General features: G+C 44.2%; 15 protein-coding genes. 11 read left to right on the plus strand and 4 right to left on the minus strand.

The window, feature by feature from the left end; genetic code table 11:
• Positions 1-58: 58 nt before the first annotated feature.
• Positions 59-1291, minus strand: coding sequence for an aromatic amino acid transport family protein (locus tag HFELIS_RS07735; protein WP_013469994.1), 1233 nt, complete (start codon positions 1289-1291; stop codon positions 59-61).
• Between the two features lie 377 nt (positions 1292-1668).
• On the opposite strand from HFELIS_RS07735, the gene HFELIS_RS07740 reads away from it, so the two are divergent.
• The 11 genes from HFELIS_RS07740 (at position 1669) to HFELIS_RS09435 (ending at position 10933) form a co-directional block, all read left to right on the plus strand.
• Entirely contained in the window at positions 1669-1950 is a 282-nt protein-coding gene (locus HFELIS_RS07740; RefSeq protein WP_013469995.1) for a hypothetical protein, read from the plus strand.
• Entirely contained in the window at positions 1922-2944 is a 1023-nt protein-coding gene (locus tag HFELIS_RS07745) for a PBECR2 nuclease fold domain-containing protein (protein WP_013469996.1), read from the plus strand. The genes HFELIS_RS07740 and HFELIS_RS07745 overlap by 29 nt, the downstream gene beginning before the upstream one ends.
• 460 nt (positions 2945-3404) lie before the next feature.
• The gene (locus HFELIS_RS09405) at positions 3405-3698 is read left to right on the plus strand and encodes a site-specific DNA-methyltransferase (protein WP_013469997.1); all 294 of its coding nucleotides are present in this window, start codon (positions 3405-3407) and stop codon (positions 3696-3698) included.
• 93 nt (positions 3699-3791) lie between these two features.
• Positions 3792-4040, plus strand: coding sequence for a DNA methyltransferase (locus HFELIS_RS09410; RefSeq protein WP_231844228.1), 249 nt, complete (start codon positions 3792-3794; stop codon positions 4038-4040).
• A 283-nt stretch (positions 4041-4323) separates the two neighbouring features.
• A complete protein-coding gene (locus tag HFELIS_RS09415) occupies positions 4324-4701 on the plus strand; it encodes a hypothetical protein (RefSeq protein WP_013470000.1) in 378 nt (125 codons plus the stop codon).
• Positions 4702-4796: 95 nt separating this feature from the next.
• A complete protein-coding gene (locus tag HFELIS_RS09420; protein ID WP_013470001.1) occupies positions 4797-5192 on the plus strand; it encodes a protein grpE in 396 nt (131 codons plus the stop codon).
• A gap of 9 nt (positions 5193-5201) precedes the next feature.
• Positions 5202-6479 carry a hypothetical protein gene (locus HFELIS_RS08965; RefSeq protein WP_013470002.1) on the plus strand — a complete coding sequence of 426 codons (1278 nt, stop codon included), beginning with the start codon at positions 5202-5204 and terminating at the stop codon, positions 6477-6479.
• Complete coding sequence (locus HFELIS_RS07760) at positions 6425-8206, plus strand: acetate and sugar kinases/Hsc70/actin family protein (protein WP_013470003.1); 1782 nt, start codon at positions 6425-6427, stop codon at positions 8204-8206. The genes HFELIS_RS08965 and HFELIS_RS07760 overlap by 55 nt, the downstream gene beginning before the upstream one ends.
• 33 nt (positions 8207-8239) lie before the next feature.
• Positions 8240-9271 (plus strand): hypothetical protein, encoded by a 1032-nt coding sequence (locus tag HFELIS_RS09425; RefSeq protein ID WP_013470004.1) that lies wholly within the window; start codon positions 8240-8242, stop codon positions 9269-9271.
• The gene (locus tag HFELIS_RS09430) at positions 9252-10493 is read left to right on the plus strand and encodes a hypothetical protein (protein ID WP_013470005.1); all 1242 of its coding nucleotides are present in this window, start codon (positions 9252-9254) and stop codon (positions 10491-10493) included. Before HFELIS_RS09425 ends, HFELIS_RS09430 begins: the two co-directional genes overlap by 20 nt.
• Complete coding sequence (locus tag HFELIS_RS09435) at positions 10415-10933, plus strand: hypothetical protein (RefSeq protein WP_231844168.1); 519 nt, start codon at positions 10415-10417, stop codon at positions 10931-10933. The genes HFELIS_RS09430 and HFELIS_RS09435 overlap by 79 nt, the downstream gene beginning before the upstream one ends.
• Positions 10934-10935: 2 nt before the next feature.
• On the opposite strand, the gene HFELIS_RS09065 is transcribed toward HFELIS_RS09435, so the two are convergent.
• The 3 genes from HFELIS_RS09065 to HFELIS_RS07775 are packed head-to-tail and all read right to left on the minus strand — an operon-like array spanning position 10936 to position 13501.
• On the minus strand, positions 10936-11088 hold the full coding sequence (locus HFELIS_RS09065; RefSeq protein WP_013470007.1) for a hypothetical protein: 153 nt from the start codon (positions 11086-11088) through the stop codon (positions 10936-10938).
• A gap of 8 nt (positions 11089-11096) precedes the next feature.
• Positions 11097-11681: a 4Fe-4S single cluster domain-containing protein gene (locus HFELIS_RS07770; RefSeq protein ID WP_013470008.1), complete on the minus strand. Its 585-nt coding sequence runs from the start codon at positions 11679-11681 to the stop codon at positions 11097-11099.
• Positions 11675-13501, minus strand: coding sequence for an AAA family ATPase (locus HFELIS_RS07775; protein WP_013470009.1), 1827 nt, complete (start codon positions 13499-13501; stop codon positions 11675-11677). The genes HFELIS_RS07770 and HFELIS_RS07775 overlap by 7 nt, the downstream gene beginning before the upstream one ends.
• Positions 13502-13505 lie beyond the last annotated feature (4 nt).

The following is a 13505-nucleotide window of genomic DNA, read 5'->3' on the forward strand; positions in this document are numbered from 1 at the left end:
GTATTTTAGCATTTTTAATAGCATTCCCTGCCCTTTAAAAGGGCAAACACAAAGATTTTTAAAATAACTTATAAATTGCGGTTGAAATTGTAATCAAGCCAAATAACAAAATCAATAGGTTTTGCCATAAATTTTTATATTTATGCAATTGTGGAAATTTATAGATAGCATAGAGTGGCATCAAATAAAGAATAATAGCTAGAATTGGGCCTCCGATGCTCTCAATGATCTCTAAAACACTGGGATTTTTATAGGCAACAAACCAAGCCACAAGAAAGGTGATCAATGCCGTAATTTTATTCGCGTTAGACAGAGAGATTTTTTGATGGGTCGCATAGAATAAGATTCTATTCAATCCCTCGCGCGCGCCTAAATAGTGCCCAAAAAAGGATTTCCCCATCGCAACAAATGCGATGATTGGAGCCACAATGGCAAAAGTTTTCATATCTTCAAAATGGTTGGCAAGATAAGAAAGAATAGGAAGATTTTGTTCTTTGGCCTCTTTAAACTCCATAGGACTCAAACACATCGCACAAGAAAAGACAAAAAACATCACGGTAATAATCATCAAAATATTGCTTCGTGCAATGATACTGGAAGCCTTTTTGTCCGCATCTTCCCCGTAAGCTTGCTTACAATGCACAGCGAGCGAAGAGATAATAGGGGAATGGTTAAAGGCAAACACCATAGTAGGCAAAATTAACAGCATCACAATCCATAAGCTTTCTCCACCCACGCCACTAAAACTAATGTGTTCAAAAAGCGCGTTATTCCATTTGGGGATGAGCCACAATGCGCTAAAAATAAGCACTGCGATAAAGGGGAATACAATTGCAGACATTGTTTTAATCACAACCTCCTCGCCAAAACTCACCACGAGCATTAAAACACCCACGACCAAAAAAGAAAGCAACAAGCGGTTGGGTTCGGCCAATCCTAATTGATGCACAAAAAAACTACTAATATTATTGGTGATCCCTACGCTATATACAAGCAAAATAGGAAAAATGGCAAAGAAATAAAGAATTGTCAGCACAACTCCCCCAAATTTACCAAAATAATTTTCTCCTACCACTGTAATATCATCACTCTTATCCGATCCCCCCAGCACAAAACGGCACAATGCGCGGTGTGTTAAAAAAGTTAAAGGGAATGCAAGTAGGAGCATGGCAATCAAGGGGATTAACCCCCCCATTCCCGCATTGATAGGCAGAAACAATACACCCGCACCAATGGCTGTGCCATAAAGACTTAAGCTCCACATCATATCCGCTTTATTCCATTTGACCATTGTATCCCACCTTGAAATTTTGATAACCAAGTATGATAGTCTATTTTTATGGATAAAAAGTGGAATTATCAAGACCTTTTCTCAAAAATAGACTTAAAATGTTACTATGCGTATCTCTAAAATCATAAAAATCTATTATTTTAAATAAATACATTTACTATATTAATCTTTGTGCTTTAGCCAAAAGCTCATCAAGCCTCCACAACCTCTGCGTTATCACATCAAACAAGTCTCTAATGCGCGCACACACCATTGATATGATGGCACGATTCGCAAACTGTTAAGAGACATCGGCGTGGTGTTTGAGAAGGGCCTAGAAGGGGGTAAATATAGCCCTTCGCAATTAGGATTTAATCCACTCTTTTAAGCGCGCAGAGTTGGAAGCGATTCAAGCTAGAAATTTAAAGCGTTTGGAGAACTTTAATGCGCAAAACACACAGATTAAAATCAAGGGCACGTTCAAGCAAAACCCCACAAAAGAAGAGATTGAGCAAGTTAAAGAAGTCTTAGCTAAGGGAAGCATCCACCCTAAGAGTTTGCAACTGGAGGAGGGTGTAGCCTCTTATGTTTATCAGGCCCCCCATGCCAGTGTGCACACCACCCAAAATAAACAAGACATTAAAGTCTTTGATGTGTACCCTAGAGACACCCCCACCTGAAGGAGGGGGTAAGCCTCCTCATGAAGCTAGCGAGGATTTATTAGACCCTAAAAGACCTCTAAGAAAAGCTAATCCAGAAGAAATAACCCCAAAGCTCTTAGAGGAGGTCAAAAAGCGTAACACTAAGATATGGGTGGGGGATTTAACCAATGCGCAAATCTTGGAGCATTTGGGGTTAGATGCCAGCAAGCCTATTAAAATGCTCTTTGATGGAGATGCGTTAAAACACATTGAGAAAATGCATGGCAAGGGGTCAAACTTAGTAGAAATCAGCAAACAACCCGCAGTAACTATCGAGGATAGAATTGTCAGTAAGAAAAACAATGCCCTAAATCTCAAAACTTTATATAAAGAAAATGGGCTTTTGGAAAAGAACCGCGATTTTAGCGGGGCAGGCATACGACTATCCAAAGATAACGGGAATACCCTTGAGGCAAGCCCAAGCACGCCCTTAGACGCAACCAGCCCTAACCCCAACTCTACTACATCCGTGCTTAAAGAGAGCAAGCGTGCATGGTTAGGGGCATTCCATCTTAAAAGCCTAGATGAGCCTTTTATCCCTCAATTTAGCCCTGCAGTGCAACAAGCCTTAGAGCCCGTGCTCAAAGGGGAGCAAATCCAATTAACACGCGGGAGTTTGGTTAAATTGGCAAAAAGGCAAAGAAAAGAGTTTTTACCTTTGATTAGACCGGCATTAGAAGAGCCTAATGTGGTGCTCAGACAGGTAGATGGGGCTTTAATTTTTGTTAAAGACTTTGGAGGAACTAAGTTTTTTGCCAGTGTCGCGCGGGGAGATAGTGGCGAGTGGGTCATCACCAGCAATGCGCCTAAAACACCCAATAATCTAAAAAATAAAATTAGCGAGGGTGGAGAAGTTTTAATAAGCGACTTGCCTGGACTTCCAATAATTGCTAGGTCACATGACGCTACAGCGTTGAGTAGCGGAGCAAGTCCTAAGGAGTCTAACAAGCTGCCACTTAAAACCCCCAAATAGAGCCCAACCCCGCTTTTGGGGAGAATTTTGCAGAGTTTGCCGGTAAGGGAAAAGAAGCGGTCGCAAAGCTTTTAAAAGAGAAACGCGGGCAAGTCGCAGGGTAGAAAAGCATTTAGACGACTTTAAAGACTTTGAGGGAAATGATGCGCTTGAGAAGTTAGGCAATGGAGTTGTGAGATAGTGCAGAAGGGAGAGGTAGTGAAACAAGAAGGGGGAAGAATGGGCATGGTATGCAGAATAGGAAATAAAACCTTTAGAGTAGGGCTAAAAAGCTCTGCAATTATTCTACCACAATTCACCCTAAATATTAACCCAAAGGAGCAACCATCTTAACGCAATATCTCAACCAAGTTTTTAACGCCGATGCGTTGGAGTTTATGCAGAGTTTGCCTGAAAACTCTATCGATTGCGTTTTGATAGACCCGCCTTATTGTAGCGGCGGGGTGAAGTCTTTGAATGCGTGCACAACAAGAAGTATGTTAATGATAATTCCAAATACTACGAATTTGTAGGCGATGGTATGGACCAAAGAATATGGATAAGCTGGATTGGCTTTATCTTTGCCCAAATAGAGCGCGCGCTTAAATCCAGCGGGTATTTCTTTAGCTTCATTGACTGGCGCATGTTGCCCGCACTCTCTGATGCCGTGCAATTAGCAGATTTAGCTTGGCGAGGTGTAATGGTATGGGATAAGGGGCGTTCTGCTAGACCCTTTAAGGGCGGGTTTAAACAACAATGCGAGTTTATTCTCTGAGGCACTAAGGGGGAATTACCCGCCTATGAGCGTAAGACGCAGGCGCGCTATCACTATAATAGCAAACAACACGCTACTCAAAAGCCCTTAGAAATTTTAACCCATTGTTCAGAGATTGTGCCTAAGGGCGCAGTGGTGTTAGATTATTTTGCAGGCGGTGGGAGCACGGGAGTGGCGTGTGCACAAATGGGCTTAGATTTTATCGGTGTAGAAAAGTCCGCAGATTATGCGCGTATCGCCCAAGAGAATTTACAAAAGGCTTTTGAAAATAAAGGGTCTTTGTTTGAGGAGATAGAGAGTGGGGTTGCATTTTGTTTATGGGGAAAAAGACCCCTTTTTTAGCTTTTTGGGATAAGGGAGTTGAGCGTTTTTGAAAATGGCTAAAGTCTCAAAGATTCAAACTAAAGAGGTGCGATCACACGCCGTATACAGAACTTAAAAAATAGAGGACATTTTGGCAATCATAGGCACCTCTTTAAAAGAGGCACAAGTTTTACGCGATGGAATTTTTAGGTATCATAGGGACAAATATTTTAAAGGCTAAACCCAAAAAAATAGCCCTAAAAAAGGTGCTTAAAAACATCGGGGGGATTCGGGTTGTGGGGTATCAATAAGAAAGGTAAATATGAGCAAAAATGACGATTTAACACAGATACAAAGAGACCCTCAAGAGGGCGATCTAAGTAGTTTAACAAGCACGCAAGGGGGGCAAGGGCAAGCGTTAGAGGCGCAAAACTCTTTAAAATCCCAAGTTTTAGAATTATTCCAAGATAGCGAGGTGCAAGAGGCGATGTTTCAATGGTTATTAAATCTTTTTAAGAGCAGAGACACCACACTTTTAACCCAAGTTGAGAAAGCTGAGCAAGAGGCAAGGCGGCAATATGAGCAGGCACAAGCACAAATCCAAGAGCAACAAACTACCCTAGCACGGCTAGAGAGAGATTTACTAGCCTTGCAAAAAACAGAGAGAGAAAACCAAGCGGAGCTAGCCAAAGCGCACTAGAGAGCACACAAACAGAATTAAGCCAAAGCCAAAGCGCACTAGAGAGCACACAAAAAGAGCTAGAAAACACCCAAGCAGACTTAAAAAGGCATAAAGTGCAAGCTTATGAATTGTTTTTGACTCTGCCCCCTAATCTCAAGCAGGGTTTGAGCAATCTTTTTAGCGAAAACGACCCACTTGCCTTTTTAGCCATCGGCACGCAGGGCAAGAATATCGAAATGCTGTGGGATTACACCAATAACGCCCTGAAGGAAAACAAAGAGGGGGCGCAAATTCTGGTAGAAATCTTTTATAGCCTCTTTGGTTACTACGCAAAAGCCACCCCCTATAAGCTAGACCCCCTAGAAGTGGGGCAGCCCTACAACCCCACCAAGCACCAACGCCACCACTCTAGCTTGAATGCCAGCGGAAACATTACCCAAGTGTTGTTGCGCGGCTATCTACACGCTAGGAATGGCGAAGTTAAACGACAATCTATAATCAAACTTTAAGGAGCAGACATGGAACACACCAAAGCGATCAAAGGAACTTACCTTTCTGAAGAAGCCCTAGAGGCACAAATGGGCGCAAGCTGGCAAGAGTTTATCAAAAATGAAGCCCTAGAAAATCCTAAACAGCCTTTCACCAAGCACATTGTGGCATGCTTTGAACTTTTTAAAGAATACGCCACAAAAACAGAGGTGATTACACTCAATGAAACAAGCTTTTACCTGCCCCAACAAAAGCTTTTTGGGTTTGTGTATTTGAATAACCATAATGGCTATTATGGCTATATCCCAAGCCCTCTACATGTTCTATGCGCCCATTTAGCCGGCGATGCCTACCATGACACTAAATTTAGCCAAGAGCAAGTGGAAAATGTCTTTGAAAGTCTCTATCCTAAATTGCCCGTCTTAAGAGACCAACAACAACAAAAAATTACAAATGGTATCCGCATTTGGCGTAACAACCTAGACATCTTAGATAGTTCTTGTAATTCTTATGTGAGAGATACCAATCGCTACTACTACCTTAGAGACGATAATGTGTTGAACCAAGATTACAACCCAAACTACACCCGATGGTTTTTAGACCTTGTCCCCGCCCCCAAAGCCTTACAAAAAATATTTAAACGCTTTTATCGCACCCCAAAAACCCAAATTGGCATTAAATGTTTAGAGGGGCAAAATTGGTTAAATATATTGAGAAACGATATGCGCAATAACTACACATCAAACGCACAAGATTATCTACAGCGTTACACTTTTAGCCAGCTTGCCACCCAAGAACAAAAAGATTTTTTAGCAAAAATCTTAGAGGTCTGCAACGCAGGGTTACCCCTTGAAAAAGCCATAGAGCAAGCCTACAAAGAAGCCTTGTCTACAATCAAAATCAACCGCCTCAAAGCCATTGTAGAAAGCCCCGATTACGCCGTGTTGCAAGCCTTTAGCTACGACTCCCAAGCACAAAAATACACCCTCAAAGACCCCAAAGCCTTAAGCGTTAGGGGGGATGGTTTTGAAGAACTTTTGCAAGCCGATACAATCCGTGCCAATCTCAAGCCCTATGACTCTAAAATCTTAAGCGATGCCAACCGCGGGCTATGGGAGCTTTGGGAGGATCAAGGCACAGGGGAGGGCGAGCTAGTCCCCTTTAAAAGCCCGGTTATGGCGCGCAACCCCAAAGCCGACATTAAAGAGGGGATTGTGGGGATTGACTTTGGGACCACAAGCAGCGTTGTGGTGTGCCAAGAGGAGAGCGCGCACATTTATCCCTTGCGTATCGGGCTAGGGATTTAACCCAAGAGATCGAAAAAATCCAATATGAAAACCCTACCATCATTGCCTTTAACGATTTGAGCACCTTTTTACAAGCCTACAACGCCCAAAAAGGACGCCCCAAGACCAAATGGGAGAGTGTGAAAATCGCCCACGAAGCCAAGAACGACATGCACAACAGCCCCTCTAACCATTACAATTCGTTTTTCAGCGCGCTCAAGGCATGGGCGGGGGACAAGTCTAGAAAGATGCAAATCTTAGACAGACAGGGGGCGCATTTTGAGCTCAAGGGGAGCTTGGATTTGCGCGAGGGGGATTTAAACCCCATTGAACTTTATGCCTACTATCTAGGGCTTTACATCAACAACCAATACAATGGGATTTTTTTAAATTACCTCTTGTCCTTCCCCGTAACCTACGAGCTAGAGGTGCGTGAAATGATCTTAGAGAGCTTTAAAAAGGGCATTGCTAAATCCTTGCCTAATGCCTTGCATGCTCAAGGGGTGTTAGATCGCTTAAAGGTTGAAAAGGGGGCGAGCGAGCCAGCCGCCTATGCGATCAGCGCTTTAGAGGGCTATGGCTTTGAACCTAGCGATGAGGAGCAGGTGTATTATGGGGTCTTTGACTTTGGGGGCGGGACGACAGATTTTGATTTTGGACTATTCATGGAGGCACCCGAGCATAGCCGTTATGATTATGTCTTAGAGCATTTTGGCGCGGGCGGGGATCGCTATTTGGGGGGCGAAAATTTATTAGAGCTAGCCAGCTTTGAGGTTGTCAAATATAATAGAGATGTGTTACTCCAACAACACATCCCTTTTAAAAAACCCGCAGAGGGCATGCCCTTTGCAGGGAGTGAAACTTTGCTCAATGAATCCCAAGAGGCACGCTGTAACACTCAAATACTAGCAGAACTATTAAGACCGCTATGGGAGGGTAGAGATTTTGAAGGCAAAGGTGATGATCGATTTTCCTTTTCTTGTTGGGGACACGATGGTGAACCAAATACGATACACCTAGATTATGATTCTCAACAAATATTTGAACTTTTTAAAGAACGCATTAAAAGGGGGGTGGATAATTTTTTCAGCGAGTTTTTTAGGGCGACCGCGCGCTTTTTTGAAAAGAAAGGCATGTTAGAGGAGGGGCGCAGCATCCACACTTTCCATATTTTTTTAGCGGGCAATTCGAGTAAATCGCCCCTAGTCAAAGAACTCTTTGAGGCAAAGATCGCCCAAATCAGCGAGCAAGATGCCAACCAAGCCCAAACCCCCATTAGCTACAAACTCTACGCCCCTTTAGAGAGTGCGGATTTTGCTAAACCCAATGGTAAAACCGGGGTCGCCTTTGGCTTGGTGCAAGCCCGCAAGGGTGGGTCCATTCTAGTTATCGACTCCAATGTAGAGGAGAATATCCGCTTTAAATACTATTTAGGGCGATCTAAAAAGCGCAAGTTTTATACACTCATCGATCGCGATCACCCCTACAATAAATGGAAAAAATTCTTAGATGCCAGCGAGAGCCAATTTGAGGTGTATTACACCACGCAAGCCAGTGCGGCTAATAATCATTTAAGTCTCACCGATCACGCCATTAAGAAAAAATCCTTAGAAACGGGGGTGAATAACCCCCATGCCTTTATTTTTATCCGCCTAGTCTCCCCCAGTGCCTTTGAGTTTGTGGTGGCTACTGATGAAGGGCTAGCAGACGAGAATTATCTAAGTAACGTGCAAAAAGTGGAGTTATGAAAATAAACAGATAAAGGGGGCTAGAATGATGGCATGGATTGCAAAAATGCGGGGTCTATAGTGTTGCTCGCTGTGTTGGGGGTTGTGCTGTGGGTTATAGAGAAAATTGCCCCGGGCATGCTGAAATCTTTCTTGGGGTTAGTGTGGGATTTTTGTTTGGGTTTGGTGTGCTTTGGGATTGTCTTTGGCTTGTGCTGGGCTGAGGGGGTGCTTTGGTATCGGCTAATTCAAAGGTGGGGCAGTCCATTTTTCACAAGGGTTTTTAAAGAGGAACGCTTTTTTTGGCTTAAGAATCGCTTGATCGCGTGGGTTGTGGGGGTTTTGGTGTTTGCCATTGCTGTATCAGCCACAAGTGAGAGGCTATATTTTCTCTCTTATTGCGCTTTTTTGTGGATGGGCTATTCTATTTTTGCTTTTTTGGGGGCAAATAACAACACCGCCTCCCCTAGAGATAAAGTGATAGCGGTGTATAAAAATGCCTTGCAAGATATTTTGGACAAAAACACCCAAGCCCCCCGCTACTTGTCGCATTTATCCTTGCTCTTGACAAGCACTTTAGCAGGCATCATGGTCTTGGGCGTGCTTTGGGCGATTTTTGGGTCTTTAATCCTCTTTACCTTGCAAATTATTTTATTTGTGTCTGTGGTGTGGTTGGTGTATTTATTTATCAAGATACGCCTTGACTCTAAAAAGACCATTAAAAGCGTGCAGGGTTTGACTATGCCCCAAAAGTGGGCGCAAGATTACACCAATGCCCTACTCCAAGCTGACAGAGTGCGTGCCGATATTAGCCCCTATGATCCTAAAATCTTAAGCGATGCTAATCGGGGCTCTTGGGAGCTGTGGGACTTAGCCGAGAGTTTGAGCGTGTCTAGGGCAACTTTTGTGCGTTTTGAAAAGCCCCTAATTGCTAGAAACCCCAAAGCGGACATCAAAGAGGGGTTAGTGGGGATTGATTTTGGAACCACAAGCAGTGTTGTGGTGTGCCAAGAGGAAAACCAAAGCGTGCCCATGCGTGTAGGGCTAGGGGATTTAACCCAAGAGATTGAAAAAAAACCAATATGAAAACCCCACTATCATCGCCTTCAACGATTTAAAAGGGTTTTTGCAAGCCTATAAATCCCAAAAAGGCAGACCCCCCACAAAATGGGATCAAGTGCAAGTCTCCCATGCCGCTTATAGTGCTTTTTTAGGTAGCCCCTCAAGCGATTATAATGCCTATTTGAGCGGGTTAAAGCAATGGGCGGGGGATAAGCAGGGAAAATTACAAATTTTAGACAAACAAGGGGCGCATTTTGAGATCAAGGAGAGTCTAGCGATCAAAGAGGGGGATTTAAACCCCATCGAGCTTTATGCCTACTATCTGGGTTTATACATCAACAACCAACACCACGGGGTGTTTTTACATTATCTCTTATCTTTCCCGGTAACCTACGATTCAGCGGTGCGCCACATGATCTTAGAGAGTTTTAAAAGAGGCTTGGCTAAATCCTTGCCCAATACTTTGCATTCTCAAAAGGTGGTAGAACAACTTAAAGTTGAAGAGGGGGCAAGCGAGCCGGCGGCTTATGCGATCATCGCTTTAGAAAATTATAATTTTGATCCGAGCGAAAACGAGCGGGTGTATTATGGGGTCTTTGACTTTGGGGGCGGGACAACAGATTTTGATTTTGGGCTCTTGGAGGGCACGCCCGAATCGAGCCGTTATGATTATGTCTTAGAACATTTTGGCGGGGCGGGGGATCGCTTTTTAGGCGGGGAACATTTATTAGAATTAGCCAGCTTTGCAATTTTTAAGCGCAACCAAGTTTTATTGTTGTCTAGACAAATCCCCTTTAAAAAACCCGCCGAGGGGCAAGGCACTTTGGGCATTGAAACCTTGCTCAATGACTCCCAAGAAGCCCACACCAACACTAAAACCCTCATGGAGAAACTCCGCCCCCTTTGGGAGGGTAGAGAATTTGAAGATGAGGGGGTGTTGTTTTTAAACCTCTTTGATAGCAGTGGGCAAAACATCGCCGGCGTGGATTTGGATTTTAGCACCCAAGAAGTGCAAAATCTCTTTAAAGAACGCATAAAAGGGGGGTGGATTTATTCTTTAGCGAGCTTTGGCGCGCCACGGATGCGCATTTTGAGCGCATACAAGAGGCAAGGGACATTGACACTTTCCATATTTTCTTGGCAGGCAATGCAAGCAAATCGCGCCTTGTGCAAGAACTCTTTGAGGCAAAGATTAATCAAATCACCCAAGACACCCAAGCCCGCTACCAAGTCTATCCGCCCCTAGAAAGCCGTGATTTAGCCAAGCCCAATGGCAAAACAGGGGTCGCTTTTGGGTTGATACGCACCCGTAAGGGCGGACAAATCCAAGTGATCAACAATTACACGCAAGGCGGAGCACATTCTAAATATATCTTAGGGCGGGGGCGCAAACAAAAATTTGAAATCGTGCTAGAAAGAGATCAGGCCTACCAAGAATGGGTCAAATTCTTAGATGCAAGTGAAAGCCGATTTGAGCTTTACTACACTTTGCAAACCAACCCCTATAATTGCCACTTAAGCGACCCGGCCATTAAGAAAAAATCCCTAGAAACGGGCGTGAGTAACCCCCATGCTTTTATTTTTATCCGTTTGGTGAGCCCGAGTGCCTTTGAGTTTGTGGTGGCTACTGATGAAGGGCTAACAAGTGAGAGCTACCTAAACCTAATCCAAAAAGTAGAATTATAGGGTTAGCGTTTTTTGCGCTCTTTGGCGAGCATGCGCTTGGCATGCGCGACTATGCCCTCTTTGCCCTCTTGCGTGGGGTTTGGCTCGGGGTATTTACCCCGCATTTTGCCTTGTGCAATTGCCTCTAACAACGCTAAAATTTCTTGTTCTTGCATACAATCCTCTAAGCTTTAAATGCGCCTAAGTCTTTAGGGCTGAGTGCCCAGCCATTAAATTTCACTCCCTGCTCATCCACCAACACCTCAACTTGCACTTGGCTTTTAAAATCTTTGAGGCTATAAGTGTCCGTAAAAAAGTGGATTTCTTGGTTGCTTGATCCCACAATCCCCCGACTCTCATCATACAAAGAGTCCACATACTCCCCATCCACCAGCACATCCACAAAGTCCAATAATTCTTGTGCCCCCTCAAGGGGTAGTTTTTGTATTTGTGCCAAAGTGTAGCCACTAAAGAGTAAAACCGATAGGTTGTTTTGCTTGCACCAACGCACCACCGGCAATAAACCCTTAGCCTGCAAAAGGGGCTCCCCGCCCAAAAGCGTGATCCCACAAATTTGATATTTCTCAGAGGCTAAATAAATTTGCTCTATCAATGCCCCCTCTTGCATGAGTTCTTTTTTAACAAGGGGTTGCATGTGTGGGTTACAGCAATTAAAGCAACGCTTTAAACAGCCTTGTAGCCAAATAGTCATGCGCTTTCCGGGTCCCTCTGCTTGTGTGCATAGCCGCACGCTGGCGATATTCAACATGGCCCTAATTCAAATTCAAAGCTGTCAAATTCAGGCCTAGTCTGTTTGATGTAGATTTTTTGACAGCCCTCCATCTCTTCCCAATGATCGAAAATAAAAATGCTCAAATGGTTTTCAATTTGAGTCTCTAGGCGATTGACCACCCCCCGCCCGCCATGCTCTTTCTTGACATGCCTTGCCAATGCTCTAAAGCCTTGCTGTGCGCTTTCCGGAGCCTTAAACTCTAGGCTAATCTTGTATTTTTCGGCGACTTGTTGGGCGATTTGCTCAAATTTACTTTGAATAATGGCAATCAAAAAGTCCTCATTTTTGATGAAATTAAAGGGGACAATGTTATCGCCTATGCGGTTTAACAATTCAGGTCGCTCCAATTTATTCTTGCAATAATCCCGCACAGCTTGCACGAATTGTTGCGCCACCTCTTTGGGCTCGCCATCGCTTTTAATTTCACTCGCCCCAATGTTGGAGGTGAAAATGATCACCGACTCGCCAAAAGAAGCGGTTTCACCCCGCCCATCGGTGAGCCGCCCATCCTCTAAGATTTGTAAGAATTTATCTAAAATGCGTTCATGCGCCTTTTCGATCTCATCAAATAAAATCACGCTAAAGGGTTTAGCGCGGATGGCGTTTGTGAGCTGCCCGCCCTCTTCATGCCCTACATAGCCCGGGGGCGCGCCCACAAGGCGTTGATCGCTCTGCTCATGGTTAAATTCGCTCATATCAAAGCGTAAAAACGCGCTCTCATCGCCAAATAAAAACTCAGCTAAAGACTTGGCAAGCTCGGTCTTGCCCACCCCTGTAGGGCCTACAAAAAATAAAACCCACTTGGGCTTTTGGCTCTTGGCCGAGTGTGCTGCCCCTGAAAACCCCGTAAAAGCACGGATAATGACCTTTTCTACCTTTCTGATGGCATGGTGTTGCCCTTTGACTCGCTTTTCTAGGGCTTGGCAAATGCCATCTAGTTTATGCTTGTCCAAATCCTCCCACGGGCTACGGCTCTGTTTGTAGCGGTAGAATTTCACGCTTTTTTCAGGGCTTAAATGCTCATTGTTGTGGGCGAGTTGTAAAATTTGGGCAATTTCTTTGAGCATAAAACCCTCTAGCATGTCGATAAAGTCGGCTAATTTGCTGGGGTCTTGGGTGATGGGTGGGTCAAAGGGGAGTTTGCCAAAGCTCTCAATAAAGCTTTTACGCTCAGGGCGGCTGGGCAAAGGGATTTCTAGGCTGCTGATATGGCAATCATTGATGTAAAGCGAAGAGGGCAGAGCGGTGCGTTTGCGGGCCAAAAAGATCACTAAATTTTTAGATTGCATGGCTTGGGCATCGCCCAAGGTGTAATGGGCGTTGCGTTGGATGGCTTTTTTGAGCCGAATAATCCAATGGCGTTCTGCTTCGCTAAGGCTAGCTTGCACGCCAAAAATATAATCCGTATAATCCAAGATAAAACACTGCCCCGACTTTGTGCTAAGATTATTCATAATGATAGAGAAAAAATCCTCCACTTTTTCGTGCTTGGGGAGATCTTTGGGGATGTTGGCATCACCAATATCATAGGCATCTTTAGGCTGGGATTGGGGGGTGGCTTTGCTCTCGGGCAAGATGGATAGATCATAATCCACACCTCCCACACAATCCCACAGCCACACATTTGAAAAGCCCAATTTTTTGTGCAACAACTCGATCAAAAAGCGATCTAAATTTTTATATTGCATGTCAAACTTGCTTTGAAACAGATCGCCCACATTCCCGCTTAAAATCATCGCGCCTTTAAGCTTGGCATCGGAGATGAATTGTTGCAACCATTCACTTTCTTTTTCCATACAA

This window comes from Helicobacter felis ATCC 49179, from assembly GCF_000200595.1.
Lineage (GTDB): Bacteria > Campylobacterota > Campylobacteria > Campylobacterales > Helicobacteraceae > Helicobacter > Helicobacter felis.